The sequence below is a fragment of the Marinobacterium alkalitolerans genome, assembly GCF_017776525.1.
Lineage (GTDB): Bacteria > Pseudomonadota > Gammaproteobacteria > Pseudomonadales > Balneatricaceae > Marinobacterium > Marinobacterium alkalitolerans.
The window spans coordinates 14,901-41,391 of the sequence record NZ_JACVEW010000010.1 but is presented as its reverse complement, the minus strand read 5'-3'; the positions used below and the strand labels follow the sequence as shown (position 1 = coordinate 41,391).

The 26,491-nt window shown below is 57.0% G+C and carries 24 protein-coding genes; 5 read left to right on the top strand and 19 right to left on the bottom strand.

The window, feature by feature from the left end; all coding sequences use genetic code 11:
- Positions 1-5: 5 nt before the first annotated feature.
- From H9C73_RS07885 to H9C73_RS07850, 8 genes are all read right to left on the bottom strand, one after another.
- Positions 6-1,046, bottom strand: coding sequence for an FAD:protein FMN transferase (locus H9C73_RS07885; protein WP_209287268.1), 1,041 nt, complete (start codon positions 1,044-1,046; stop codon positions 6-8).
- 5 nt (positions 1,047-1,051) lie between these two features.
- Entirely contained in the window at positions 1,052-2,284 is a 1,233-nt protein-coding gene (nqrF, locus tag H9C73_RS07880; protein WP_209287267.1) for an NADH:ubiquinone reductase (Na(+)-transporting) subunit F, read from the bottom strand.
- 39 nt (positions 2,285-2,323) lie between these two features.
- On the bottom strand, positions 2,324-2,932 hold the full coding sequence (gene nqrE / locus H9C73_RS07875; protein ID WP_209287266.1) for an NADH:ubiquinone reductase (Na(+)-transporting) subunit E: 609 nt from the start codon (positions 2,930-2,932) through the stop codon (positions 2,324-2,326).
- Between the two features lie 3 nt (positions 2,933-2,935).
- The gene (locus H9C73_RS07870) at positions 2,936-3,595 is read right to left on the bottom strand and encodes an NADH:ubiquinone reductase (Na(+)-transporting) subunit D (protein WP_209287265.1); all 660 of its coding nucleotides are present in this window, start codon (positions 3,593-3,595) and stop codon (positions 2,936-2,938) included.
- A gap of 3 nt (positions 3,596-3,598) precedes the next feature.
- Positions 3,599-4,375 (bottom strand): Na(+)-translocating NADH-quinone reductase subunit C, encoded by a 777-nt coding sequence (locus tag H9C73_RS07865; RefSeq protein WP_209287264.1) that lies wholly within the window; start codon positions 4,373-4,375, stop codon positions 3,599-3,601.
- Positions 4,365-5,573, bottom strand: coding sequence for an NADH:ubiquinone reductase (Na(+)-transporting) subunit B (locus H9C73_RS07860; RefSeq protein WP_209287263.1), 1,209 nt, complete (start codon positions 5,571-5,573; stop codon positions 4,365-4,367). Before H9C73_RS07860 ends, H9C73_RS07865 begins: the two co-directional genes overlap by 11 nt.
- A gap of 12 nt (positions 5,574-5,585) precedes the next feature.
- Positions 5,586-6,926, bottom strand: a complete 1,341-nt coding sequence (locus H9C73_RS07855; protein ID WP_209287262.1) for a Na(+)-translocating NADH-quinone reductase subunit A — start codon at positions 6,924-6,926, stop codon at positions 5,586-5,588.
- Positions 6,927-7,243: 317 nt separating this feature from the next.
- Entirely contained in the window at positions 7,244-8,686 is a 1,443-nt protein-coding gene (locus H9C73_RS07850) for a glyceraldehyde-3-phosphate dehydrogenase (protein WP_209287261.1), read from the bottom strand.
- A gap of 173 nt (positions 8,687-8,859) precedes the next feature.
- On the opposite strand from H9C73_RS07850, the gene mfd reads away from it, so the two are divergent.
- Both mfd and H9C73_RS07840 read left to right on the top strand, forming a co-directional pair.
- Entirely contained in the window at positions 8,860-12,309 is a 3,450-nt protein-coding gene (mfd, locus tag H9C73_RS07845; RefSeq protein ID WP_209287260.1) for a transcription-repair coupling factor, read from the top strand.
- Positions 12,310-12,312: 3 nt separating this feature from the next.
- Positions 12,313-12,960: a CsiV family protein gene (locus H9C73_RS07840; protein WP_209287259.1), complete on the top strand. Its 648-nt coding sequence runs from the start codon at positions 12,313-12,315 to the stop codon at positions 12,958-12,960.
- On the opposite strand, the gene cydC is transcribed toward H9C73_RS07840, so the two are convergent.
- Genes cydC through sohB form a run of 7 tightly spaced genes read right to left on the bottom strand, consistent with a single transcriptional unit; the run spans position 12,961 to position 20,827 of the window.
- The gene (cydC, locus tag H9C73_RS07835; protein ID WP_209287258.1) at positions 12,961-14,694 is read right to left on the bottom strand and encodes a heme ABC transporter ATP-binding protein/permease CydC; all 1,734 of its coding nucleotides are present in this window, start codon (positions 14,692-14,694) and stop codon (positions 12,961-12,963) included.
- The gene (cydD, locus tag H9C73_RS07830; RefSeq protein WP_209287257.1) at positions 14,694-16,409 is read right to left on the bottom strand and encodes a thiol reductant ABC exporter subunit CydD; all 1,716 of its coding nucleotides are present in this window, start codon (positions 16,407-16,409) and stop codon (positions 14,694-14,696) included. The genes cydC and cydD overlap by 1 nt, the downstream gene beginning before the upstream one ends.
- On the bottom strand, positions 16,406-17,560 hold the full coding sequence (locus H9C73_RS07825) for a mechanosensitive ion channel family protein (RefSeq protein WP_209287256.1): 1,155 nt from the start codon (positions 17,558-17,560) through the stop codon (positions 16,406-16,408). The genes cydD and H9C73_RS07825 overlap by 4 nt, the downstream gene beginning before the upstream one ends.
- Positions 17,560-18,570 carry a beta-N-acetylhexosaminidase gene (nagZ, locus tag H9C73_RS07820; protein ID WP_236014159.1) on the bottom strand — a complete coding sequence of 337 codons (1,011 nt, stop codon included), beginning with the start codon at positions 18,568-18,570 and terminating at the stop codon, positions 17,560-17,562. The genes H9C73_RS07825 and nagZ overlap by 1 nt, the downstream gene beginning before the upstream one ends.
- Before the next feature lie 4 nt (positions 18,571-18,574).
- Positions 18,575-19,054, bottom strand: coding sequence for a L,D-transpeptidase (locus tag H9C73_RS07815; protein ID WP_209287255.1), 480 nt, complete (start codon positions 19,052-19,054; stop codon positions 18,575-18,577).
- Positions 19,054-19,713, bottom strand: coding sequence for a TetR/AcrR family transcriptional regulator (locus tag H9C73_RS07810; protein WP_236014158.1), 660 nt, complete (start codon positions 19,711-19,713; stop codon positions 19,054-19,056). Before H9C73_RS07810 ends, H9C73_RS07815 begins: the two co-directional genes overlap by 1 nt.
- Positions 19,714-19,759: 46 nt before the next feature.
- Positions 19,760-20,827: a protease SohB gene (gene sohB, locus H9C73_RS07805; protein ID WP_209287254.1), complete on the bottom strand. Its 1,068-nt coding sequence runs from the start codon at positions 20,825-20,827 to the stop codon at positions 19,760-19,762.
- Between the two features lie 98 nt (positions 20,828-20,925).
- On the opposite strand from sohB, the gene H9C73_RS07800 reads away from it, so the two are divergent.
- Complete coding sequence (locus H9C73_RS07800) at positions 20,926-21,249, top strand: SCP2 sterol-binding domain-containing protein (RefSeq protein ID WP_209287253.1); 324 nt, start codon at positions 20,926-20,928, stop codon at positions 21,247-21,249.
- Here the strand turns inward: H9C73_RS07800 and nudC are convergent.
- The 4 genes from nudC to H9C73_RS07780 are packed head-to-tail and all read right to left on the bottom strand — an operon-like array spanning position 21,239 to position 23,936.
- Entirely contained in the window at positions 21,239-22,018 is a 780-nt protein-coding gene (gene nudC / locus H9C73_RS07795; RefSeq protein WP_209287252.1) for an NAD(+) diphosphatase, read from the bottom strand. The genes H9C73_RS07800 and nudC overlap by 11 nt on opposite strands.
- A complete protein-coding gene (gene dnaQ, locus H9C73_RS07790; protein WP_209287251.1) occupies positions 22,015-22,731 on the bottom strand; it encodes a DNA polymerase III subunit epsilon in 717 nt (238 codons plus the stop codon). The genes nudC and dnaQ overlap by 4 nt, the downstream gene beginning before the upstream one ends.
- 2 nt (positions 22,732-22,733) lie before the next feature.
- The gene (rnhA, locus tag H9C73_RS07785) at positions 22,734-23,174 is read right to left on the bottom strand and encodes a ribonuclease HI (protein ID WP_209287250.1); all 441 of its coding nucleotides are present in this window, start codon (positions 23,172-23,174) and stop codon (positions 22,734-22,736) included.
- Between the two features lie 3 nt (positions 23,175-23,177).
- Entirely contained in the window at positions 23,178-23,936 is a 759-nt protein-coding gene (locus tag H9C73_RS07780; RefSeq protein WP_236014157.1) for a class I SAM-dependent methyltransferase, read from the bottom strand.
- A gap of 106 nt (positions 23,937-24,042) precedes the next feature.
- Here H9C73_RS07780 and gloB point away from each other — a divergent pair, with 106 nt between their 5' ends.
- Both gloB and H9C73_RS07770 read left to right on the top strand, forming a co-directional pair.
- A complete protein-coding gene (gloB, locus tag H9C73_RS07775; protein WP_209287249.1) occupies positions 24,043-24,819 on the top strand; it encodes a hydroxyacylglutathione hydrolase in 777 nt (258 codons plus the stop codon).
- Between the two features lie 64 nt (positions 24,820-24,883).
- Complete coding sequence (locus H9C73_RS07770; protein ID WP_209287248.1) at positions 24,884-26,491, top strand: LysM peptidoglycan-binding domain-containing protein; 1,608 nt, start codon at positions 24,884-24,886, stop codon at positions 26,489-26,491.

Below are 26,491 nucleotides of genomic sequence, written 5' to 3'. Positions count from 1 at the left end.
CTCCTCTAATCATTCATATACTGTGAAAACCCGGGGGTATGGCGTGTTTCAAATCCATCCCCGGACTTCACCAGGAAAAACGCATCAACTTCATGCTCAATAGCGAAATTGTACCCCTCTTCCTCACCCATCACCATCAGGGCAGTTGCCAATGCATCCGCCTCGGCGCAGGTCGGTCGAATCACGGTCACCGATGCAAGGCGATGCCGTATCGGACGCGCCGTGCGCGGATCAATGGTGTGTGAGAAACGGACACCATTTTCCTCGAAGTAGTTCCTGTAATCGCCAGACGTGGCCACCGCACCGGACGTGATCGAGATAATTTCCTGAACCGCACGCTCACCGGCACGCGGTGTCTCGATGGCAAGCTTCCAGGGTGCTTCATCAGGCTTATGGCCCTTCGCACGCAGTTCACCACCGATCTCGACCAGGTAGTTTTCAATCCCCCGTGCTTCAAGCAGCTCTGCCAGCGCATCCACCCCGTAACCCTTGGCGATGGCTGAAAGGTCAATGTACTGATCCCCTTCTCGGATCACCTGATGAGAAGGTTCATCCAGTTGCACAAAGCCATACCCGACACGGGCTTTCAGAGCGTCAATATGGGTGTCAGCCGGCGCATGCGTGATACGCCCCTCAGGCCCGAAGCCCCAGGCATTTACCAGGGGGCCTACAGTCACGTCAAAGGCACCATCCGTCAGGCGACTGATACGCTGCGCCTCTGCCAGTACCTGCATCAATTCTGCACTGACAACAAAAGGTTCCGCCGCAGGGGTGCGGTTCAAACGAGAAAGCTCCGAGTCTTCAATGTAAGTCGACATTTTCTGGTTGATGTCGCTCAACAGTCGCCCGGCTTCCTTCCTGATCGCCTCAACCTCGGTATCGCTGACACTGACCCACTTCATGCTGAAGCTGGTACCCATGGTCAGTCCCTGAATACCCTGCACTTTCGCGCGAGGCGTTTCGGTACAACCGGACACCCCTCCAAAAACAAAAACGGCCAGCAGCAGAGCTGCCAGCCATTTAGTCAGACGTATCTGATTAGCCATCAATATCAGCCACCGAAGTCATCCAGCAGGATATTCTCAGGTTCAACACCCAGATCTTCCAGCATCTTGATAACGGATGCGTTCATCATGGGCGGTCCACACATGTAGTACTCACAATCTTCGGGCGCCTCGTGGTCCTTCAGATACTCTTCGTACAGCACGTTATGGATGAACCCGGTGTAACCGGTCCAGTTATCTTCAGGCAGCGGATCAGACAGCGCCAGATGCCAGGTAAAGTTTTCGTTCTCTTCTGCCAGCTTATCGAACTCTTCCACATAGAAGGCCTCACGGACGGAGCGAGCACCGTACCAGAAAGAGATCTTGCGCTTGGAATTCAGACGCTTGAGCTGATCGAAGATGTGTGAACGCATCGGCGCCATGCCGGCACCACCGCCCACAAAGACCATCTCGTTGTCAGTTTCCTTGGCGAAGAACTCACCGAAGGGTCCGTATACGGTAATGGTGTCACCCGGCTTCAGGCTGAACACATACGAGGACATCTGACCCGGCGGAATACCCTGGCTACCCGGAGGCGGAGACGCGATACGGATATTGAATTTAACAATACCCTTCTCTTCCGGATAGTTGGCCATGGAGTAAGCACGGATAACCGGCTCATCGACCTTGGACACAAACTGCCACATGTCGAACTTGTCCCAGTCACCACGGAACTCTTCCTGGATATCAAAATCCTTGTAGTGCACTTCGTGCGGCGGCGCTTCCAGCTGAACATAACCACCAGCACGGAAGTCCACGTTTTCGCCTTCCGGCAGTTTCAGCGTGAGTTCCTTGATGAAGGTCGCAACGTTCGGGTTAGACTCGACGGTGCACTCCCACTTCTTCACGCCAAACACATCGTCTTCGACATGAATTTTCATGTCCTGCTTGACGGAAACCTGGCAGGACAGACGCCAGCCTTCCTTGCCTTCACGCAGGGTGAAATGGGATTCCTCGGTCGGCAGCATGGAACCGCCGCCTTCAAAGACCTGGCACTTACACTGGGCGCAGGTACCACCGCCACCACAGGCAGACGCCAGGAAGATTCCCTTGTCGGCCAGGGTCTGCAGCAGCTTGCCGCCCGCCGGTACCGTGATCGACTTTTCCGGATCATCGTTGATCTCGATGGTCACGTTGCCGGAGCTGACCATCTTGGCTCGGGCTGCGAGAATCACGGCAACCAGTGCAAGCACTACTGCCGTAAACATCACAACGCCGAGGATAATGACTTCTGTATTCATCAGTTTATCCTATCCTTTAGGCAGTTCTTGTCGACCGGGTTACAGCTGAACACCGGAGAACGACATGAAGCCAAGAGACATCAGACCCACAGTGATGAAAGTGATCCCCAGGCCACGCAGACCGTGCGGCACGTCACTGTACTTGAGCTTCTCACGAATACCTGCCAGGGCCGCAATTGCCAGCGCCCAGCCGATACCGGCACCCGCACCGTATACAACACTCTCACCGAAGGTGTAGTCACGCTCTACCATGAACAGTGCAGCACCCATGATGGCGCAGTTCACGGTGATCAGCGGCAGGAACACACCCAGCGCGTTGTACAGAGCAGGTACGAACTTATCCAGGAACATCTCCAGAATCTGTACGATCGCCGCGATAACGCCGATGTACGAGATGTAACCCAGGAAGCTCAGGTCTACTTCAGGATAACCGGCCCAGGCCAGCGCTCCTTCGCGCAACAGATAGTTGAAGATCAGGTTATTGACCGGAACCGTGATAACCAGCACCACGATAACGGCAATACCCAGACCAATCGCTGTCTGGACCTTTTTGGAGATCGCCAGGAACGTACACATCCCCAGGAAGAAGGCCAGCGCCATGTTTTCAACGAAAATCGCCTTAACAGCAAGGCTGATCAGCTGTTCCATGATTTACACAGCCTCCTTTTTGGTATTCGGTGCCATCTCGAAGTCAGGCTTCTCAACCTGCTCAGGCTTCCAGGTACGGATAATCCAGATGAAGATACCGATCAGGAAGAATGCACTCGGCGGCAGCAGCATCAGACCGTTACCCTGGTACCAGCCACCGTTGTTCACCAGCGGCAGGATCTCGACACCAAACAGAGAGCCGGAGCCAAACAGTTCACGGAAGAATGCAACAAACATCAGGACTGCACCGTAGCCCAGGCCGTTACCGATACCGTCCATGAAGCTGGGGATCGGCGGGTTCTTCATCGCGAAGGCTTCCGCACGGCCCATTACGATACAGTTGGTAATGATCAAACCAACGAATACCGACAGCTGCTTGGAGATCTCGTAGGCAAAGGCCTTCAGGATCTGGTCAACCACGATTACCAGTGAGGCAATGATGGTCATCTGAACGATGATTCGGATGTTGCCCGGAATGTGGTTACGAATCAGCGACACGAAGAAGTTGGAAAACGCGGTTACGGCAATAACTGCCAGCGTCATGACCAACGCAGTCGCCATGTTGGAGGTAACCGCCAGAGCAGAACACACACCCAGGATCTGCAGTGCGATCGGGTTGTTCTTGAAGATTGGCGTTACCAGAACGTCTTTAGTCTTGGACATGGATTAAGCCTCCCCTGCACGCAGGTTGTTCAGGAACGGCGCATAGCCATTCTCGCCCATCCAGAACTGGACCAGGTTGGTGACACCATTACTGGTCAGCGTGGCACCGGACAGACCGTCGATCTTGTGCTCGGCGTTCGATGTAGATGCATCCACACTACCCTTGATCAGGCGAATCTGCGGGTCGGTCTTATCCTCACCGTAGACTTCCTTGCCCGGCCAAAGCGCCTTCCAGGCGGGGTTATCAACCTCGCCACCGAGGCCCGGGGTTTCACCGTGGGAGAAGAAGCCCAGACCCACAACGGTGTTCAGGTCGCCTTCAAGCGCCAGAAACCCGTACATGGTAGACCAAAGCCCCTTGCCGTGAACCGGAAGCACCACTTTCTCGACGCTGCCGTTGTCACCCTGTACCAGGTAAACCGGCTTGATCTGAGCAATGGTCTTGATACCCGCCTGGTCTTCCTGACGGCTCAAGCGTACGTTCTGCTGCGGGTCTTTCGCCGCCTTCGCATCATCGTAGCCTGCAGGCACATCAACGAATTTGCCGGTATTCAGATCAACATATTTGGTCGTGATCTGCTTGAACAGCTCATCCACGCTCTTGCTCGGGTCGGAAATGCCCGCAGCCGCAAGAATGTTGCTCTTGCGGTCCAGTTCCTTGTTGGCCACCTGCTTCGGCTTGAGAATAACCGCAGCCGCTGACACCACTACTGAGCAGACAACGCACAGCAGGATGGTGACAAGCAGGGTTTTGCCCATAGTATCGTTATTAGACGACATTACGCTTCATCCTCCGCTTGATGTTCGCCTGGACAACGAAGTTGTCAATCAGCGGTGCAAACAGGTTGGCAAACAGAATGGCCAGCATCATACCTTCCGGGAACGCCGGGTTAGCCACACGAATCAGGACAACCATGACACCAATCAGGGCACCGAATACCCACTTGCCGGTATTGGTCATGGATGCAGACACGGGGTCCGTTGCCATAAAGAACATGCCGAAAGCGAAACCGCCCAGCACCAGGTGCCAGTAGAACGGCAGCGCAAACATCGGGTTGGTGTCAGAGCCGATCATATTGAACAGCGTCGACATGGCAACCATGCCCAGGAAAACACCGGCCACGATGCGCCAGGCGGCAATACGCGCGAACACGATGACGGCACCACCGATCAGGATGGCAAGCGTCGAGGTTTCACCAACAGAACCCTGGATGGTGCCGATGAAGGCGTCGAACCAGGTCAGGTTGGCATTCAGAATCGCTTCAACACCCCCCATGGCGGCAAGGCCCAGCGGAGTTGCACCAGAGAAGCCGTCAACCGCGGTCCAGATGGCATCACCTGACATCTGCGCCGGGTAGGCGAAGAACAGGAATGCACGACCGGTCAGAGCGGGGTTGAGGAAGTTCTTGCCGGTACCACCGAATACTTCCTTACCAATGACCACACCAAAGCTGATACCCAGAGCAACCTGCCACAGCGGAATGGTCGGCGGCAGAATCAGGGAGAACAGCACAGAGGTCACAAAGAAGCCTTCGTTGACTTCATGACCACGCTTCATGGCGAACAGAACTTCCCAGAAGCCGCCCACAACGAAGGTCGTGATGTAGATTGGCAGCCAATAGACAGCACCATGGATGATGTTATCCCAGATACTGTCCGGGCTGAATCCGGTCAGAGAGGCAGCAATGGCACCACGCCAGCCGGTTGATTCAGTCAATCCCAGTTCGGCCATGGCGGTGTTGGCCTGCAGGCCAACGTTATACATGCCGAAGAAGATTGCCGGGAAGGTACACAGCCACACCAGAATCATGATGCGCTTTAGGTCAACGCCATCGCGCACGTGGGCTGCACTCTTGGTCACATGACCCGGGGTATAGAAAATGGTATCGACTGCTTCATACAGTGCATACCAGTTTTCGTACTTGCCGCCTTTATGGAAATGCGGCTCCATTTTATCCAGAACGGTTCTCAAACTCATGACCAGCCTCTCTTACGCCTCTTTCTCGATGCGCGTCAGGTTGTCGCGAAGAATCGGACCGTATTCATACTTGCCCGGGCACGCGAAGGTGCACAGGGCCAGGTCCTCTTCATCCAGCTCCAGACAACCAAGCTGCATCGCGGTCACGATATCGCCGGTCACCAGTGCACGCAGCAACTGTGTCGGCAGGATATCCAGCGGCATCAACGCCTCGAACTGACCTACGGGAATCATGGCCCGCTCAGATCCGTTCGTGGTGGTGGTGAAATCGAACTTCTTGCCCGGCGCAAACACGGATGCAAACATGTTCAGTACAGAGAACTTGTTGGTACCCGGCGCGATCCAGCCCATGAAGTCACGGCTGTCACCTTCGAGCAGAACGCTCAGCTGATTGGCATAACGGCTGACGAATGCATGCGGCCCGATCGCCTTGCGTCCAGACCAGACAGAGCCGCTGATAACACGGTTCTTGCCGGACTTGAGTTCACTTGCGGTCAGCTCCTCGGTGCTGGCACCCACACGAGTGCGGACGATACGCGGCTTGTTTACCTGCGGACCGGCCAGTGCCACCACGCGTTCTACCGGAAGGCGACCTGTTTCAAACAGCTTGCCGAACGCGATCACGTCCTGGTAGCCGATCACCCAGGCTGTTTTCTCCTGAGACACCGGATCAAGGAAGTGGATGTGAGTACCCGGATTGCCGGCCGGATGCTTGCCCGCAAACTCTTCGACCTTAACGCCATCAACAGACGGCACATCAGCACCGGCAGCCTTGCACAGGAATACGTTCTTGGCCTCCAGGCGGGTAAGCAGTTTCAGACCATTCTGGAAGGCTTCAGACTGCTCCTTGATGATCAAAGCAGGATCGGCGGCCAGCGGATTGGTGTCCATCGCGGTCACGAAGATGGAACTGGGTGTTGTACCCAACTGCGGGACACGGCTGAACGGGCGTGTGCGGAATGACGTCCACAGGCCGGACGCCACCAGGTTTTTCTCAACCTGCTCACGCGACAACTGGCTCAGCTCAGATGAGGAGTAGCTGTCGAATTCAACGGCTTCTTCCTGCTCATCCAGCTCAATGACCACTGACTGCAGGACACGACGCTCACCACGGTTCACTGCCTTGACAGTGCCCGCACCAGGTGCCGTGTACTGGACCCCTTCTGTCTTCTTATCGGCAAAGATCGCCTGACCGAGTTTTACTCGATCCCCTTCCCGGACCAGCATTGTCGGCTTCATGCCCACATAGTCCTCACCGAGAAGCGCCACGGTGCGCACAGGATTACCATCGCTGATAACCTGTTCAGGCGCGCCCGCAATAGGCAGATCCAGACCTTTATTGATCTTGATCATTCGTCTCACCCAACTTGCAAAAAAATTCAGGAGGTTCTCACATGACATCCGGCCGCACGCGTTTTACCGAGTAAGCCCCTGCTGAAACAAGGACTTGTAAGCCTCCGGACGTACCGAGAAATTCCCACCAAAAAATCCCTGCAAGTATAACCGAGTCACGCACGGGTTTGCTACAAGCCGCTGTTTTACTTAAGGCTGATACCCTTCAAATGTAATGCCTGATATAGATTTTTTAGGAATAGTTATATGCCTATATAAAATATGGAATTACACAAACAAAAAAGGCCGCTGAAAAGCGGCCTTTTTCGAGCTCAAGCTCAGTGCTTGGCTTTCGGGAAAGCGTCCAGTGCACACTTGGCCAGATGCTGAGCCATGCGAATTACCTGGCAGCTGTAACCGAATTCGTTGTCATACCAAACGTAGAGTACGCAACGGTTGCCATCGACGATGGTTGCCAGCGCATCAACCACACCCGCTGCACGTGAACCAACAAAGTCGGAAGATACGGCTTCAGGCGAATTGCTGTAGTCGATCTGTTTCTGCAGCTCGGAATGCAGCGCCGCATCACGCAGGTAGGCGTTCAGCTCTTCCTTGTCAGTCTCTTTAGCCAGGTTCAGGTTCAGGATGGCCATGGAGACATTCGGAGTCGGTACACGGATTGCGTTACCGGTCAGCTTGCCTTCCAGCTCCGGCAGCGCCTTGGCAACAGCCTTGGCAGCACCGGTTTCGGTCAGCACCATGTTCAGCGCAGCCGCACGACCGCGACGATCACCCTTGTGGTAGTTGTCGATCAGATTCTGGTCGTTGGTGTAGGAGTGAACTGTCTCAACGTGACCATTCTGAACACCGAAGTGATCATTGACCGCTTTCAGTACCGGTACGATGGCGTTGGTGGTGCAGGATGCAGCCGACAGGACACGATCATCATCAGAGATATCGTTATGGTTAACACCCATTACGATATTCTTGACGCCCTTGCCCGGTGCCGTCAGCAGCGCACGTGCAACACCTTTGGATTTCAGGTGCAGGGACAGACCCTCTTCGTCACGCCACTTGCCGGTGTTATCGATTACCAGTGCATTCTTGATGCCGTACTCTGTGTAATCAACCTGATCCGGGCTGTCGGCGAAGATAACCTGGATGTAATTGCCGTTTGCGATGATCGCATTGTTTTCTTCGTCAATCTGGATGGTGCCCTTGAAGGAGCCGTGAACAGAGTCACGACGCAGCAGGCTGGCACGCTTTTCCAGATCGTTCTTGGCATTGCCCTTACGCACGACGATGGCACGCAGACGCAGAGAATGTCCGCTACCGGCACGATCCATCATCAGACGCGCCAGCAGGCGACCGATACGGCCGAAGCCATACAGGACAACATCGGTATTTTCGTGAGCTTCTGCCGGCTCGGTAGATGCATCCGCCAGCTCTTCCTGCAGGAACGCCTGCAGAGTACGGCCGTCGCCTTCGCTGCGGAATTTGACCGCCAGCTTGCCAATATCGATGTGAGAATTGGTCACATCCATCTCGGCCACGGCTTCCAGCACCGGGAAGGTATCAACGACAGAGATCTCTTCACCTTCAACCTGACGCACGAAGCGGTGGGCTTTGATAATGTCGATCACGGAACGCTTGACGATCAGACGACCGTATACGGAAATTTCGACATTGCGGTCACGGTACAGACGGCCAACCAGGGGCACCATCGCTTCTGCGATTGCTTCGCGGGCTTTCCAGTCTGCAAAAATCAGTTCTTGGCTCACGGGGTAACTCCGAAATTGTCATCGCTCAATTTGGGTGCGCGCATTATCCTCTTTTCGGGCATCCGGAGCAAACCCGCAAACGTATACTTTGGTCCCTTGCCTGCTATCCGGCTGCGTATTGCAGGGACTGCAGGTACAATACCCCTTTGCAAACAAGGATCGAGGAGTAGCAGTTGACCGCAGCAATCAAGGTTCCGATCCCGCACGGCCCGGGCGACATCAAACGTTTGGGACGGGTACAGGGCAGTGCCACCGGCCTGCTGATTGAGCAGATCAGTCAGCACCATGACGGCATGATCCTGCTGATCAGCCAGGATATGGAAAGTGCAGAACGCCTTCTTAATGAAGTGCGCTTTTATGCCCCTGAATCACTCTCGGTCAACTTGCTGCCTGACTGGGAGATACTGCCCTACGACAGTTTCTCGCCGCACCAGGACATTATCTCCGACCGCATTCGCATTCTGCACCAGCTGCCCGAGCAGCAGAAAGGCGTGCTCATTGTCCCGATCAGCACCCTCCTGCACCGTGTAGCACCGGTCAGTTTTGTCACCGCCAATGCGCTTTTCCTTGAACAGGGACAGACCCTCGACACAATCGCCATGCGGCAACGTTTCACCGATGCCGGTTATTCAGCGGTTGATACCGTATATGAGCATGGTGAATTTGCCATCCGCGGTGCCATCATCGACCTGTTCCCGATGGGCAGTGACTTCCCGCTGAGGATTGATCTGTTCGATGATGAGATCGACAGCATCCGCACCTTCGATCCCGAGACTCAGCGCTCAATCGAAAAGATTGAACGAATCCGCCTGCTGCCTGCCCGTGAATTCCCGTTCCACCAGCATGCCATTACACAGTTCAAACAGCGCTGGCGGGAGCGCTTTGATGTCGACCATACCCAGTGCCCGGTCTACCAGGATGTATCCAGTGGACTCACCCCACCCGGCATCGAGTACTACGCCCCGTTGTTCTTTGAACAGATGACCACTTTGCTGGACTACCTGCCCGAAAGCACGCTGGTGGTGCATGACAAGGCCCTGAAGGAAGCGGCAGATCATTTCAGCAGTGATGTTCAACAGCGCTTCGATGAGCACAATCATGACCTCAGACGACCGGTTCTTCCGCCACGCGAGCTTTTTGTCAGCACCGACGAGCTATTTACTGAACTGAATGCGCGCCCGGTACTGCGCGTTTCCACCGAAGAGGAAGAGGTGCGCCCGGGGCGTGACAACCTGCCCTGTGAAGCACCACCCGACCTCACGTCCGACAATCGCCAGGAGCCGCTTAGCGCACTGGTCGCTTACCATCAGCGTGAGCAAACACCTGTGCTTCTGTGCGCTGAATCAGCCGGTCGGCGTGAAGCACTGCTGGAGCATGCCCGCAAGGCAGGCGTTGAACTTGCCGAGTGTCATGACTGGGCCGAGTTTTCAAGCAAACAGCCCGACCTGGCGATCACGACCTTTCCACTGGAACAGGGGTTGAGCCTGTCCGGCAGCCTGCAGGTTGTGACGGAAACCCAACTCTTTGGCCGCCAGGTGTTCCAACGCCGTCGCCGTGAGAAAGAGCAGCTTGATGCTGACCAGGCGATTCGCCACCTGTCGGAACTCACCATCGGCGCACCGGTGGTACATATTGATCACGGCGTAGGCCGCTATCAGGGCATGCAGACCATCGATCTGGATGGCCAGAGTAATGAATTTCTGGTGCTTGAGTATGCCGGCGAAGCCAAATTGTATGTGCCGGTTTCCTCTCTGCACCTGATCGGTCGCTACTCGGGTGCCAGCGACGAGTCGGCTCCGCTGCACCGGCTGGGGACCGAGCAATGGTCCAAGGCTCGCCGCAAGGCGGCCGAGAAAGTCCGCGATTCCGCTGCCGAACTGCTCGACATCTATGCACGACGTGCCGCTCGCAAAGGCTTCAGCTTCGGCTTTGACGAGGATGAATACCAGCAATTTGCGGCCAGCTTTCCTTTTGAAGAAACGCCGGATCAGGCCAACGCGATCAACGCCGTTGTGAGTGACATGCGCGCCCCTACTCCCATGGATCGACTTGTCTGTGGTGATGTGGGCTTTGGCAAGACCGAAGTGGCCATGCGGGCGGCCTTTATTGCCGTTCAAAGCGGCAAGCAGGTTGCCGTACTGGTGCCCACAACCCTGCTGGCACAGCAGCATTTTGACAACTTCCGCGACCGTTTTGCCGACTGGCCGGTTTCTATCGAGCTGATTTCTCGCTTCAAAAGCGCCAAGGCACAGCAGCAGACACTGGCCGACGTGGATGCCGGCAAGGTCGATATTCTGATTGGGACCCACAAGCTGCTGCAGGGCGATATCAACTTCAAGCACCTGGGGCTCGTGATTATCGATGAAGAGCACCGCTTTGGCGTACAGCAGAAAGAGCGCCTGAAGAGCCTGCGTTCCGAGGTCGACATCCTGACCCTCACCGCCACCCCCATTCCACGCACACTTAACATGGCCATGTCGGGTATTCGTGATCTGTCGATCATTGCCACGCCGCCCGCGCGCCGCCTGTCTGTCAAAACCTTTGTCCGCCAGCATGAAACACCGATGGTCAAGGAAGCGATCTTGCGTGAGCTGCTGCGAGGCGGGCAGGTGTATTACCTTCACAATGAGGTCAAGAGTATCGATCGCGTGGCCGAATCGATCAGCGAGCTGGTTCCGGAAGCACGCGTTGCGATCGGTCATGGTCAAATGCGTGAGCGAGAACTTGAACAGGTGATGAGTGATTTTTATCACAAGCGCTTTAATGTGCTGGTCTGTACCACCATTATCGAAACGGGCATCGACGTTCCAAGTGCCAACACCATCATCATCGACCGTGCCGACAAGTTCGGTCTGGCTCAGCTGCACCAGCTGCGCGGCCGTGTCGGCCGGTCTCACCATCAGGCCTATGCCTACCTTCTGACACCGCCGGTGAAACTGCTCACCACCGATGCACAGAAGCGCCTTGAGGCGATCGGCCAGTCCAGCACGCTGGGCGCCGGTTTCACCCTCGCTACTCACGACCTTGAGATTCGAGGGGCTGGCGAACTGCTGGGTGAAGAGCAAAGCGGCCAGATGCAGAGTGTCGGCTTCAGCCTTTACATGGAAATGCTGGATCAGGCCATAGAGTCGATCAAGGAAGGCAAGACGCCGGACGCCGACAAGCCTCTGCATCACGGCACCGAGGTGAATCTGCACCTGCCGGCGCTGATACCGGACGATTATCTACCCGACGTACATAATCGCCTGATCATGTACAAGCGCATTGCCAACGCCAGGGATGCCGAAGCACTGGATGAACTCCAGGTCGAAATGATTGACCGTTTCGGCCTCCTGCCGGAGGCCACACGAAACCTCATGCGCCTTACCCAGATCAAGCTCAAGGCTGAAGCGCTGGGCATCGTGAAACTGGATGCCGGCGACAAGGGTGGACGCATCGAGTTCGAGGCGGAACCATCGGTTGACCCACTGGTGCTGATCAACATGATTCAACGCCAGCCACAACATTACAAACTGGACGGTGCCAACATACTCAGGTTTACTCAGCCCATGGAAAAGCCGGCATCACGCTTTAATGCCGTAGAGGCCCTGCTGAGCCAACTGTCTGCCAAGGAGAATCGCTGAACCATGAAAAGATCTATTTATCGCGGCCTGCTGGCGGCCGGGCTGATTGCCTGCAGCGCATCCATTCAGGCTGCTGACCTGTACAAGGTCGAGATGGTCGTATTTGCCAATCTGAACTCGGATGATGGCGGCGAATACTGGCCTGATCTGGCGCCGGTCGATACCGCAGGCAGCCTTTCTCTTGCCCCCTGGGATGGATACCCGCTGCAGCGCTTTGAGCAGTTGCCGACAGGTGATCTGGTGCTGGGGGGAGATGCCGCTGCCCTTTCCCGCAGTGCCAATTACGCCCTGCTCTATCACAAGGGCTGGCTGCAGCCGATCACGGGGCCTTCTTCAAGTCCCAGCATCCGGGTGAACGCCAGCTTTGAAGACTATGAACTCAACGGTACACTGCGCATCTATAAACAGCGCTACCTGCACGCTCAGCCGCTGCTCCAGCTCAACTCGATAGCGCTGAGCAGCGGTTATACCCCCCAGCCAGCTGCTGTTGAGGCACCTGACGCCAGTGAGGGCTCTGCTGAAGTCACAACTGCGCCTGTTCAGCCACACCGTTGGCAGCTTGAACAGTCACGCCGCATGCGCTCGGAAGAAACCCACTACATCGACCATCCGAAAATGGGTATTCTGCTGCATGTGCGGCCAGTGGAGTAATTACAACTGATTCAGTTCGGCGAAACGGCTGCCCGACCGGGCGGCCAGCTCTTTCGGAGCCCCCTGCTCAACCAGCCTGCCGGCATCAAGCACCAGGACACGGTCAAACTGATCAGCCATCTGCAAATGATGACTGATCATGACCAGCGTCTGGCCTGAGCCTGAACAGTGCTCCAGCACGCGCCCCATAACACGGCGCTCCGTTTCAGCATCCAGCCCTTCCGTCGGTTCATCCAGCCATAAAACCGGGGCCTCACAGAGCAGCGCACGCGCCAGAGCGACCCGCTTGCGCTGCCCACCGGACAGTCGGCTGCCCGACTCACCCACGGCATAGGCCAGTGGCGCCTCACCCAGATCCTGCTCCAGCTCTACCTGCTTGAGCACGTCCAGCATGGCCGCATCAGAGGCTTCAGGGGCTGCAATGCGTAGATTATCCGCAAGACTGCCGGCAAAAAGCTCAACCGGCTGTGACAGCGTAGCCAAGTGTGCACGTAACTGAGATTCGGGATACTGATCAACCGGCAGGCCACCCAGCAAAACACGCCCCTGAGTGGGAGTATGAAAACGTGCCAGAAGGTTCAGCAGTGTACTCTTGCCACTGCCTGTATGACCCAGTACCAGTATCGACTCGCCCGGAGCCACGTCCACGTCAAACGCAGTCAGTGCCCAGGGCCCTTCATCCGTATAACGAAAAGACACCGCTTCAAACGTCAGCCGGCCCGGCTCAGGCGCTGTGAGCGGCGTATCCGGGTAGACAATATCCGGCTCGGCATTGGCTATTTCTGTCAAACGCTCGGCTGCTTTCAAAGTCTTGCCAAGATATTGATAAGCCAGCGGCAGCGGTGCAACCGCCTCAAACAGGGCCAGCACGCAGAGCACCAGCATGGCCAACTGCGCAGGAGCCAGCTGGGCCGCTTGCACCAGCAATACGCCCAGCATCAAAACCAACACGGCACAGACGCCGCTGATTAAGGTCATCAGGCCCGCAGTTGCACCACTGATAAGCGCCATCCGCCGCTGAACCGAGTAGAGACGCCGCTCAACCTGTGCTGCCTGCGCCACCACACGTTCCACCCCACCGTAGATTGCGAGGTCGGCCAGACCCTGCACCAGCCCTGTCAGCTCTATGCGCAACTGTCGCGTCAATTCGATCTGACGCTCGCCAAGACGCCGACCTGCCCGATGCGACAACCACGGCAGACCCACACCTGCCAGTACCAATGCGAGCAGTACAATGACAGCCATCGGCAGGCTGAAAAACGCGATAAACGCCGTACCCGCCACACCGACCAGCGCCGCTATCAGCGTGGGCGCCAGCACCCGCAAATACAGGTTATCCAGCGCATCCACATCCGCCACCAGCCGATTAAGCAGATCCGCTGAGCGATAACGCTGCAGGCGAGCAGGCCCCAGCGGTTCGAGGCGGCGATAGAACCAGACCCTGAGTTGTGCCAGCAGTCTGAAGGTCGCCTCGTGGGTCGTGATACGCTCTGCGTATCGCCCCGCAGTACGCAGGATGGCAAATCCCCGCACGCCGGCACCCGGGGTGAAATAATTGAACGCCTGCGCGCCTGCCAGGGTTACACCGGCCAGAGCGGTTGCGGATATAAACCAGCCTGACAGCGTCAGCAGCCCGATACTGGCCAGCAGTGTCAGCAGTCCTGCTACCATGCCCAGCAGAACCCAGCCAAGATGTGCCCGCATCAGCCGAATAAAAGGCACCAGTACCTGCATCAATGCACCTCCGCCTGACGGTCCTCAACGAGCCGACCCGACTCAAGCCTGAGCACCTGATCTGCCTTCAGCATGGAAGCACGGCGGTGCGTCAGCATCAGCACCAGGCGCCCCTGACACAAGGACTCCAGTGCCGCCAGCACCAGCTGCTCGCTTTCCCGGTCCAGATTGGCGGTAGGCTCATCCAGCAAGAGCACCGGCGCATCCTTTAGAAACGCCCGCGCCAACGCAAGGCGCTGTATCTGGCCGCCGGAAAGCCCTACACCCCGCTCCCCGACCTGGGTATCCAGCCCATCCGGCAGACGCTGCACAAACTCCAGCGCGTTGGCCTGCTCCAGTGCGGTATACAACGCATACTCACTGGCATTGGGTGCAGCGATTAAGAGATTTTCCCGCAGGCTGCCCGGTATCAGACTGGCCTGCTGGCTGACCCACGCAACTCGTTCAAGCCATGCGCTGGTGCCAATAGCCTGCAAGGGCTTGCCGTTCACGCGTACCTCCCCGTGGGTGAGTGCTCTGAAGCCCAGCAGTACCTGCAGCAGCGAAGATTTGCCTGCGCCACTGCGACCTACCAGTGCCACCAGCCGACCCGGTTCCAATGACAGATTCACATCGGTCAATACAGGCTTGTCACGACCGGGGTAGTGCAGCTGACCGGCACAGACTTCCAGCGATTTGACCGGCCCTTCCAGCCCACAGCCCTCTGCCGGCAGGGCAAGAGATGTCTGGTCAAGCAAGTTACGCAGTCGATCGGCTGCTGCAACGGCTTCCTGTTTGGCGTGATAATGGGTACCCAGCTCCCGAAGCGGCAGATAAAACTCAGGGGCCAACAGCAGAATAAACAGCCCCTGATACAGGGTTACAGGCGCTTCCCAGTAGCCAAAATCCAGATGCCCCAGAAAGCTGAAGCCCAGATACACGGCCACCAGTGCAATCGAGATAGACGCAAAGAACTCAAGCACCGCTGATGAGAGAAAGGCCAGGCGCAACACTTGCATCGTCCGTACACGGAAATCATCCGCACCCCGGGCAACAACATCCGCCTGCTCTCGACTGCGATCAAAGAGCTTAAGGGTCACTATACCCTGCACGATATCCAGAAATTGAGCCCCCAGTGTTGATAGAGCCTCAAAGTTCCGCCGATTCGCCTCAGCCGCCTTGATACCGACCAGCGCCATAAACAGGGGAATCAATGGCGCCGTCAGCAGGAAAATCAGCCCGGCCGCCCAGTTCACAGGGAACACAAAGGCCAGAAACACCAGCGGCAGCAATGCTGCCAATGATACCTGGGGCAGGTAACGGGCAAAGAAACCGTCCAGTGCTTCCACCTGCTCCATCAGCTCACTGACCAGGCGGCCACTGCGCTCGCCGGAGGTGAAACCGGGCCCCAGTCGTTCCAGCTTGTGCAGCAATTGCCGGCGCAGATCCTGGCGCACACGGGTGGACCCCATTTGCCCGGCCCACTCCCGCACCACGGACAGAAAAGCACGCAGGAAGAGAATCACTATCATCCATGCGAAGCGTTGCCATTGATCCAGCAGGCCCTGATCATTGAACAGCGTATCGTGGACCACCGAAGCGAGCAGGTGCGCCTGGAGAATCAACAGGACACCCGAGCCCACCCCCGCGGCAACCGATACCTGAATCCAACGGCTCGATGAAACAGAAAGCCCCTTAAGCCATTGCCGCTGCTCTTTGTCTGATCTGCTGCTCATGAGGGGTTATGACCTTCTCCGGGTCCCGGGTAGCCGGCAAAGGCAGGCTCTTCATCCTGACCGGCCAGATGTATCGTCTGGGTCGGAAACGCAAACTCAGCCCCATTCTGCTCAATGATATCGGCAATTCTGAGCATCACATCCTGTTTTATGGCGTGGTATTTCACCCATTGTGTAGTCTTGGTAAAGGTGTACACCATGATATCCATCGATGAGGGCCCAAAGCGATTCAGGTGCACAATCATGGTCTGATGCGTATCGATCTCTTCATGCGCCAGGAGCATCTCTCGAATCTGATCCACAATCTCCTTCACGCGCCCAACATCGGAATAGCGTACCCCCACATGCTCAAAAATACGCCGATTGAACATGCGTGACGGGTTCTCCACGGCAATATTGGTAAAGGTCGCATTGGGCACGTACAGCGGACGCTGGTCAAAGGTTCTTATGCGCGTCAGACGCCAGCCAATATGTTCAACGGTCCCTTCGATCTCCTTGTCGGGCGAACGAACCCAGTCGCCCACCCTGAACGGACGGTCCATGTAGATCATCAGGCCACCGAAAAAGTTGGCCAGCAGGTCTCGGGCCGCAAAGCCAACAGCAATACCGCCCACGCCACCAAAGGCCAGAATGCCTGAAATACTGACGCCTGCCGATTGCAGCAGCGTAAGGCCAACCAGTATCAGCAGTATCAGTCTGAACAACTTGCCCAGGGCATCAGCCGTCGTCTTGTCCAGCTGCTTGCGCCCACCCCGGGCCGGGCTCATCAGCCACTCTTCGGCAACCCGAATCAGTCGCAGACCTGCCCAACCAATAATGATAATGGTGCCGAAACGGCGCAACTCAGCCCCTACCGCCTTGCTGACGGGTACCCCACTGTGACTGAGGATCTCGATCAGCAGAGAAATACCCAGCAGCCAGATCATTAACCGAAGCGGGGTGCGAATAGCCTTGAGAACCTGACCATTCATGGCTGAACCACGGCGGCTCAGATGCTGTATCAGCCGGCTCGTTATCCAGTTGAACAGGACCGTCAACAGCCAGACCAGTGCTACCAGAAACCCGATGGCCAACTGCAAACGGTAGGGCTGAAGCCCGGGCCAGTGCGAGATGATAGGTGCCACCACTGGCGTGAGCAGTTCCTCCAACATTAGCTCTCCCCTGTCAGCTGATGAGCCAACTGCTGCGCCTCCAACAACCGCTCATTGTCATCACTGGCCGCCCCTCTGCCCCGCATTCTCTGCAGCCGTTCACCAGCCCTGATATTCCTCTCTTGCAAATGTTCCAGAACGTCCGCCGCGGCAGCGGGGTCATTGCATACGAGCACCATGTCACAGCCGGCATCCAGCGCCAGATCACAACGTTGACGGAAGTCTCCGGCATAGCCGGCGCCTTCCATCGACAGATCATCGCTGAAAATCACACCGTCGAAATGCAGGCGCTGTCGCAACACCTGCTGCAGCCAGAAACGTGAAAAGCCGGCCGGAGCAGAGCAGGCTTCCTTGTAGATCACATGCGCCGGCATGACCGCATCGAGACCGCGCCCTATCAGCGCAGCGAAAGGCTGAAGGTCATCCTGTTCGATCGCTGCAAAGGTGCGGGTATCCACCGGCAACTCCAGGTGAGAATCAGCCTGCACCCAGCCGTGGCCGGGGAAATGCTTGCCCGTGGCAGCCATACCGGCCTCATGCATACCGGCCATCACGCCACCGGACAGTTCGGTCACCGCCCTGGCCGAAGCAGAGAAAGCGCGATCACCAATCACACTGCTATTGCCCCAGTCCAGATCCAGCACAGGCGCGAAGCTGAAGTCGATATCGAAACGGCGCAGCTCTGTCGCCAGCAGCCAGCCCAGCTCATGTGCCCAGGCAACGGCCTGACCGGGATTCTGCTCCCATACACGCCCCAGTGATGCCATGGGAGGCAAGTGCGTAAAGCCATCACGAAAACGCTGTACCCGCCCGCCTTCATGATCAACGGCTACCAGCAGGTCCTGACGGGTCTCGCGTATGGACTGCATCAGCTCGGACAGCTGATCGGGAGAGCTGAAGTTTCGACTGAAAAGGATCAGCCCCCCGACTTCAGGGGTCTGCAAGCACTCCTGTTCCTGGCGGGACAGTTCAGTACCAGCCAGGTCGAGCATTAAAACACCTGTGGTCATGATCTCACTCCTCGATCATTACATGTGTCCCCGCATCCACCTGATCAAACAACGCAATCAGGTCGGCATTGCGCATGCGGATGCAGCCGTGGGAACGGGGAACACCCATGGGTTCCGTATCCGGTGTTCCATGAATATAGATATAACGGCGCTGGGTATCGACCTTACCCCCACGGTTAACGCCCGGCTCAAGGCCGCACAACCAGAGAATTCGTGTCAGGATCCAGTCACGCTTCGGGTATTGCTGTGCCAGTTCAGAGGTATAGGTCTCACCGGTAGGACGGCGGCCCACGTAAACAGTTCCCGAAGGCTGACCTCTGCCGATGCAGGCACGAATGTAGTGGCGGCCACGCGGCGTACAGCCACTGCCATTGCGCTCACCGGCCCCCGCCAGTGCCGTTGATACGGGATAGGACGCCAGCACTCGATCTGCGTCCAACAGATCGAGCTGCTGACGCCTGATAGAGATGCGCAGCTCGATCATCAGCTAAGACTCTGATTTCTCAGCGGTGCCTGCATACCTGCGGTCAGTACAGGCACCAGGCGCTGCAGAATGGGTTCGATTTCGGCCTCAGCGCTCTCTCCCGGTGTATCCATTGCCACCAGCGCATGAAGGTTGGACAGGGTGAAGACCACTGAGCCCAGCAGGAAATGCAGGCGCCAGAAAAACTCACGGTCATCGTGCACGCCACTGCCAGCCTTGAGGTGATGCAGAAACAGGTTCAGGCGCCCGCCGTAGGTCTCCAACAGAAACGCCTGGAGCTCCATCTGACTGGGACGATAGGCTTGCTCCAGACAGCGCATCAGAACCGAGAGGGCATAGTGATTATTGCGATGAACACCAATCAGCGCACGAGTCAGCAACTTCAGCAGAGGTTCGAGTGACAAGGGCTCCTTGTGACCATGCGCCACCAGCCCGGCTTCCACATCGGCACACAAAGGATCCAGCGTATGACTGGCAACCGCGTGTATAAGACCGGACTTGGAACCGAAGTGATAGTTGACTGCAGCCAGGTTCACCTGCGCCTCGGTCGTAATCTGACGCATGGTCGTTTCCTTGAACCCCTGCTCGGCAAAGAGCTTTTCGGCCGCCCGGAGTATACGGCTTGCGGTATCGACTGGGTCGTACATCTGCTGTTCCATCGCCCTTAACCTTATAATCAAACCCTGAAGGTTTTACTGATTGCCCTCAACGTGACAGGAATCGACTGTTCAGTACGCGCTGCCAGGCGCGCGTCAAGACACCATCGGTCGCGGAAGCAGCCAGATGACCCAGGCGCTGCTGCAGGCTTTGCTTGATCTCATAACTCACTTCAAACACGTCATGTTCCTTGCAGAGATCAAACAGATAGTCATCGCTGGTGCTGACCTCATCAATCAACTTGTGCTCCAGTGCGCGCTGACCAAACCAGACTTCGCCGGTTGCGACCTTTTCCAGATCAAGGTCGGGACGGTGCTCGGACACAAACTGCTTGAACAGCAAGTGCGTGTCTTCCAGCTCATCAATAAACTTCTGGCGACCCTTGTCGGTGTTCTCGCCAAAAACGGTCAGGGTGCGCTTGTACTCACCGGCTGTCAGCACCTCATAATCAACATCGTGCTTTTTCAGCAGTCGGTGAAAGTTCGGCAACTGGGCAATCACACCGATCGAGCCAATCAGCGCGAAGGGGGCGGCGACGAGGCGGTCTGCTATACACGCCATCATATAGCCACCACTGGCGGCCACCTTGTCGACACAGACCGTCAGGTGAATATTGCGTTTACGAAAGCGCTCCAGTTGTGAGCTTGCCAGCCCATAGGCATGGACCAGGCCGCCGCCGCTTTCCAGCTTGAGCACCACCTCATCGTCCTGATCAGCAATCATCAGTACGCCGGTCACTTCTTCTCGCAAGCGGTCTACGTCAGAGGCATGAATATCGCCATCAAAATCCAGCACAAACACACGCTTGCGCTGCTTCTCAGGGGCCTTGCCCTGCTTAAGCGTTTTCTTCAGAGCCTTGGCATCTGCCTTTTCCTGCTTGCGTCGCGCCTTCTCGTGCTGTTTGGCCAGAGCTTCGTCAACAACGGCCGCCTCGATGTCGGTTTTGACCTCATCGTATCGGTCATTGAGGCTTTTCACCTCGATCTGTCCTTCGGATCGATGCTCTTTACGGCGCTCGACCAGCGCTGCAATTCCAGCCATGCATATCAGAACGCCGGCTACCAAGGTAATTACTTTGGCCAGAAACAGGCCATAGTCCGCAACAAAGGCTGTCAAATTCAGTCTCCGATAACCCGGTGTATTCGCTTAAGAATCCGGCTACTGTACCATATAAGTATCAATAATCATGAGCGCAAACGACAGGATATTAACGCATGACAGACCCCCTCAGCATCGAACGGATCGTGCACAAGATGCCGCAGAAATTTAATCCGGATAATGCCGGCGGGCTCGATGCTGTCATTCAGTTCAGCCTCACCGATGCAGAGTCCTTTTACGTCCACGTATCGCCTGCAGGCTGCGATAGCCAGCTGGGCACCCACGAGGACCCCAGTCTGGTGCTGCATCTGGACCAGACCACGCTGACAGATGTCATTAACGGTGACCTGGACGGCATGAGCGCCTATCTCAAGGGCAGACTGAGAGCGGAAGGGAATGTGATGCTGGCGACCCGGCTCGGCAAGCTGTTCAGTCGCTGACCTGCAGACCCGCGAAGAAGTGATCAATCAGCTGCCGTGAAATGCTGAATGGAGGAGGCAGATCAGGCAGGTTGTCCAGACTGAACCAGCCGGCGGCTTCAATTTCGATCCCGTCCGGCTGAACGTCACCGGCCTTGTAGTCCGCAAAGAAACCAAGCATCAACTGGTGCGGAAAAGGCCATGACTGGCTGGCAAAGAAGCGAATATTCTCCACTTCAATGCTCACCTCCTCCATGATTTCTCGCGCAACCGCCTGCTCGGCACTTTCTCCGGCTTCAATGAAGCCTGCAAGTGTGCTGAAACGCCCGGGCGCAAAGTGCGGAGCACGGGCCAGCAGGCACTGCTCGCCCCGCCTGACCAGCACAATGATGCAGGGGGAAATTCTGGGGTACTGTATCAGGCCACAGCTGGCACACTGACGCGCCAGATCCTGCGCATGGTCACGCATGGTCGAACCGCAGCGACCACAATAGCGATGCTGGTCATGCCAGGTGGCCAACTGGGCGGCGCGGGAGTGGCGTGCATATTCCTGCTCGTCTTTTGCCTGCGCCAACAGGCTGCGCAGGGTCACCTCTTCTTCCGGTACAGGGGCTGTCTCGGGCAGCACCAGCAGACCAATCCCCTGATCCACTTCAATTTCTGCTTCAGCCGCGGACCTCAGGGCATTGAGCTGTCGCAATCTTGGGGTGAGCTCACCCCCAAGGGCCAACAACCGCCCGGACTTGGCAAGATAGTATCGCTGAAATGCCGGCACTGCAGTGTCGTTCATGCCGGCGAGTCTTCTGCAGTGCGACGCCAAACCGCTCCACCACTGCCATCCAGCATATCCAGAAAACGCTCATGCGCGTCCAACTCATCAGCCGACGGCTTGAGCACCGGAAGGTTCAGGTGGGCGGTCTCAATACGTCGGATCTGCTCGGCATTGTCTTCACCTGACTGGCCTGACTGCCCCAGCTGGAGTGACGTCTGCCCACCTGTCAGTGCGAGGTACACATCCGCCAGAATTTCCGAGTCAAGCAACGCCCCGTGCAACTCACGGTGGGAGTTGTCGATGCCATAACGTCGGCAGAGGGCATCGAGGCTGTTACGCTGCCCGGGGTATTTCTTGCGCGCCATGTCCAGGGTATCGGTAACCTGGCAGATATCCTCGATGCGCTCGGCGACTCCGTTGCGTGCCAGCTCGGTATTCATAAAGCCGACGTCAAACGCCGCGTTATGAATGATCAGCTCCGCGCCCCGAATGTAATCCAGAAATTCGGCCGCCAACTCGGCAAACCTGGGCTTGTCGGCCAGATATTCATTGGTAATACCGTGTACTTCTATGGCTTCAGCTTCAACCTCTCGGTCCGGCTTGATATAGCGGTGGTAGTTGTTGCCGGTCAGCTTGCGCCGAACCATCTCCACGCAGCCGATCTCTATGATGTTATGACCGGCTTCGGGGTCAATACCGGTTGTCTCGGTATCCAGTACAATCTGTCGCATGCTCATGCCTTTCCAAACTCTTCTACACCGCGGTTTGCCAACTGGTCGGCGCGCTCATTACCGGGATGGCCACTGTGCCCTTTCACCCAGCGCCATTCGATCTCATGCCGTGCCACCTGCTCATCCAGCGCCTGCCAGAGATCAATATTCTTGACCGGCTGTTTGGCAGCGGTTTTCCAGCCATTTCGCTTCCATCCGGCCAGCCATTGCATAATGCCCTGACGCAGATACTGGGAGTCTGTGGTCAACACAACCTTGCACGCACGGTTCAGGCTCGCCAGTGCCTGAATGGCTGCCTGCAACTCCATGCGGTTGTTGGTCGTGTCGGGCTCGCCCCCATACAGCTCCTTTTCGTGCTCTCCATAACGCAGCAAGGCTCCCCAGCCTCCGGGACCGGGGTTTCCCTTGCAGGCACCGTCAGTATATATCTCAACAGGTTTCAATCTTTATCCTCTGGCTGTGGGCTTGGGCTCGGGAACGGGCATGCTGAGCAGGCGACGGCGCTTCCACTCGGGTCGGATCGGCGTCATGCCGGCCACATCCTTGCGTGCCAGCACCATCATCGCGGCCCCGCTGTGGATCGGCACTCGCCGGCTCAGCGTTTCAAAGCAGCGCAATCGGCGACGCCATTTGGGGTTGCCCATCGGCAGATGGTGACAGACAGAACGCGTCTTCAGCTCGGTCATCTCCAGCAGGCTAAGCCAGTCATGCAGCCGCCCAAGGCGAATGAAGTGGCTGGACCATACCGGTGATGAAGGTTTTCGCATCAGTCGCCTCAGCCCCCAGTAACTGGCAGGGTTGAAGCTGAAGCTGAGCAGGTGTCCACCGGGGCGCAAAACCCGCGATGCCTCTCGCAACACCTGATGAGGGCTGGCCGCAAAGTCCAGCGCGTGATGCAGAATGACCACATCAATCTCGTTACTGAGTACCGGCAGCTCATCATGTTCTGCAAGGACCGTAAAAGGACCCGCCCCCAGTTGCATACTGGGAATCAGCATCACCTTGCGCGACACAGGACTGGCATCGAAAAGTGTCTGGCGACAATCGTAACCGACCTGAAGCAGGTGGTAGCCAAACAGAGTCGGCAGTACGTCTTCTGCCAGCTCACGTTCATGCTGGACCAGCTCCATGCCCAGCGGCGAGTCAAACCACTCGCTGAGAAGAGGGGCCAACTCATGTTGTGGCATCTGTGCACTGAACTTCATCACCCGCCCCAAAATCTGTAAGTCCTATCGGGACTTAGTATACAGTAGACTTAAAGTGCCCTGAACCGAGCGCGACACCCATAACCCGTCTATACAGGAATATGACATGTTTACGGTAACTCCGATTCCGGCTTTCAGTGATAATTACATCTGGGCCCTGACCGAGCAGACAGCCCCCGACCGTGCCGTGGTTGTCGACCCGGGCGATGCCGCACCGGTTCTGGAGTGGCTCACATCACATCAGCTCAAGCTGGACGCCATTCTGATCACACACCATCACGCTGACCACACCGGTGGCGTAGCCGACCTGCTCAAGCAGTTCGACATCCCCGTTTACGGCCCGGACAGCTCTCCGTTTGACGGCATCACGCATCCGCTGAAGCAAGGCGATACTCTGGAGCTGTTCGGCCTGACATTACACATACAGGCGGTTCCCGCCCATACCCGTGACCATATCAGTTATTTTCAGCCCGAGGGAAGCGGCCAACTCTTCTGCGGGGATACGCTGTTCCTCGCGGGGTGCGGCCGTTTGTTTGAAGGCACGGCCCGGCAAATGCTGGATGCCATGAAATACTTTGCCGGCCTGCCTGACACCACGGAGGTCTACTGCACCCACGAGTACTCACTCGCCAACCTGAGGTTCGCCGCCACTGTCGAGCCCAAAAACCAGGCCATCACTGCCGTGCAGGAAAACTGCCACAGCCTGCGTAACGCAGACAAGCCGACCCTCCCCTCCACCATTGGGCAGGAAAAAACGATCAACCCCTTCATGCGAACGGCACAGGACTCCGTGGCGGCTGCCGCCGAACACTTTTCCGGCAACGCCCTGAGCTCGGAAGTAGAGGTCATGGCCGCGCTGCGTGAGTGGAAAAACCAGTTCTGATTGACCGCCTTGGACAGGGTCCATAGAATCATGTTTTTTAAGGTTATTTCGGGATTCTGTTTTGATGCGATCTTTTTCAGGCCTGTTGCTTGTCACGGCGATGGGAATCACGCTTGCGGGCTGTCAAACCGGTAATGTAAAAACAGCCGCTACTACCGCTCAACCGTCCGCTTCACCTTCAAAAGTCGCATCCACAACGTCTCGTCAACAGCAGCAGGCGGAAGAGTCATCTTCCAGCCTGCCGCCTGCTGACCTCTGGACACTGACACGGCAGCATATGGCGCTGCCGCTCGATCTGGACCACCCCCGTGTTCAAACCCAGCTCAAGTGGTACAAGCGTCACCCTTCATACCTGCTGCGCGTAAGCGAGCGTGCACTGCCTTATTATCACCACATCATTAACGCTGTTCTCGATCGTGGCATGCCGGCCGAGATCGCGCTGCTGCCGGTTGTAGAGAGCGCTTATGATCCCTTTGCCTACTCGCACGGTCGTGCGTCCGGCCCCTGGCAGTTCATTCCCGGCACCGCACGTCACTTTGGCCTGCGTTCAAGCTGGTGGTATGACGGCCGTCGCGACATCCTGGCGTCGACTGATGCGGCCCTGACTTACCTTGAGCAGCTGCACCAGCGGTTTGATGGCGACTGGTTGCTGGCACTGGCCGCGTACAACGCCGGTGGCGGCACGGTCAGTCGGGCCATACGCCGTAATCGCGAGCAAGGCAAACCGACCGATTTCTGGTCGCTCGACCTGCCCCGCGAAACTGAAGCCTATGTACCCAAGCTGCTGGCTGTCTCCCGTCTGGTCCGTGATGCTGACCAACTGGGGCTTGAACTGACCCCTATTCCGAACAAGCCCTATTTTGCCCGGGTCAAAACCGGTGGCCAGATCGATCTGGCCGAGGTGGCAAGTCTGGCCAGGATGGATCTGGATGAGCTGTACCGCCTTAATCCGGGCTTCAACCGCTGGGCGACCGACCCCAAGGGCCCGCATGAGTTGCTGGTGCCCGTTCACAAGGCCGAGACACTGCAGGCCAGTCTGGACGCCATGCCGGCTGACCAGCGCGTGAGCTGGCACCGCTATACGGTTAAGCCCGGGGATACGCTCAGCACCATCGCACAGCGCTTTGGCAGCTCTACCGGCGTGATCCGAGAAGGCAACCGTTTGAAGAGCAATCTGATTCGTGTCGGTCAGGCGCTACTGGTCCCACAGCCTGCCAAGCCGGCCGAAGCCTACGCGCTTACGGCCTCGCAGCGGAAACAGGCCAAGCGCCAGCGACTTGAAGAGAGCAGTACCAACAAGCGCTATCATCAGGTTGCATCCGGTGAGAGCTTCTGGAGCATTGCACGCCGGTATGGCGTCAGCGTGCGCAGTCTGGCTCGCTGGAACCAGATGGCACCCGGCGATACGTTAAGGGCGGGCCAATCACTGCTGGTCCTTGGGGCTAATGCTCCGGTAACGCCTGCGGTATCGCTGCCCAAGGCACAGTCTCGTCAGGCGATGGTACGCAAGGTGGGCTACCGGATACGCAAGGGTGACTCCCTGTCCGTCATTGCCAGCCGCTTTGGGGTAAAGGTTAGTGAGATCCTGGAGTGGAACAGCCTGAGTGCCGACGACCTGCTGCGGCCGGGGCAGCCACTGACACTGTATGTCGATATTGCAGAGGCCGGTTAG

Bases quoted from the DNA above. Each gene is read 5' to 3' on its own strand.
- H9C73_RS07885 (WP_209287268.1), bottom strand. From the start codon at position 1,046: ATGGCTAATCAGATACGTCTGACTAAATGGCTGGCAGCTCTGCTGCTG.
- nqrF (WP_209287267.1), bottom strand. From the start codon at position 2,284: ATGAATACAGAAGTCATTATCCTCGGCGTTGTGATGTTTACGGCAGTA.
- nqrE (WP_209287266.1), bottom strand. From the start codon at position 2,932: ATGGAACAGCTGATCAGCCTTGCTGTTAAGGCGATTTTCGTTGAAAAC.
- H9C73_RS07870 (WP_209287265.1), bottom strand. From the start codon at position 3,595: ATGTCCAAGACTAAAGACGTTCTGGTAACGCCAATCTTCAAGAACAAC.
- H9C73_RS07865 (WP_209287264.1), bottom strand. From the start codon at position 4,375: ATGTCGTCTAATAACGATACTATGGGCAAAACCCTGCTTGTCACCATC.
- H9C73_RS07860 (WP_209287263.1), bottom strand. From the start codon at position 5,573: ATGAGTTTGAGAACCGTTCTGGATAAAATGGAGCCGCATTTCCATAAA.
- H9C73_RS07855 (WP_209287262.1), bottom strand. From the start codon at position 6,926: ATGATCAAGATCAATAAAGGTCTGGATCTGCCTATTGCGGGCGCGCCT.
- H9C73_RS07840 (WP_209287259.1), top strand. From the start codon at position 12,313: ATGAAAAGATCTATTTATCGCGGCCTGCTGGCGGCCGGGCTGATTGCC.
- cydC (WP_209287258.1), bottom strand. From the start codon at position 14,694: ATGCAGGTACTGGTGCCTTTTATTCGGCTGATGCGGGCACATCTTGGC.
- cydD (WP_209287257.1), bottom strand. From the start codon at position 16,409: ATGAGCAGCAGATCAGACAAAGAGCAGCGGCAATGGCTTAAGGGGCTT.
- H9C73_RS07825 (WP_209287256.1), bottom strand. From the start codon at position 17,560: ATGTTGGAGGAACTGCTCACGCCAGTGGTGGCACCTATCATCTCGCAC.
- nagZ (WP_236014159.1), bottom strand. From the start codon at position 18,570: ATGACCACAGGTGTTTTAATGCTCGACCTGGCTGGTACTGAACTGTCC.
- H9C73_RS07815 (WP_209287255.1), bottom strand. From the start codon at position 19,054: ATGATCGAGCTGCGCATCTCTATCAGGCGTCAGCAGCTCGATCTGTTG.
- H9C73_RS07810 (WP_236014158.1), bottom strand. From the start codon at position 19,713: ATGGAACAGCAGATGTACGACCCAGTCGATACCGCAAGCCGTATACTC.
- H9C73_RS07800 (WP_209287253.1), top strand. From the start codon at position 20,926: ATGACAGACCCCCTCAGCATCGAACGGATCGTGCACAAGATGCCGCAG.
- nudC (WP_209287252.1), bottom strand. From the start codon at position 22,018: ATGAACGACACTGCAGTGCCGGCATTTCAGCGATACTATCTTGCCAAG.
- dnaQ (WP_209287251.1), bottom strand. From the start codon at position 22,731: ATGCGACAGATTGTACTGGATACCGAGACAACCGGTATTGACCCCGAA.
- H9C73_RS07780 (WP_236014157.1), bottom strand. From the start codon at position 23,936: ATGAAGTTCAGTGCACAGATGCCACAACATGAGTTGGCCCCTCTTCTC.
- gloB (WP_209287249.1), top strand. From the start codon at position 24,043: ATGTTTACGGTAACTCCGATTCCGGCTTTCAGTGATAATTACATCTGG.
- H9C73_RS07770 (WP_209287248.1), top strand. From the start codon at position 24,884: ATGCGATCTTTTTCAGGCCTGTTGCTTGTCACGGCGATGGGAATCACG.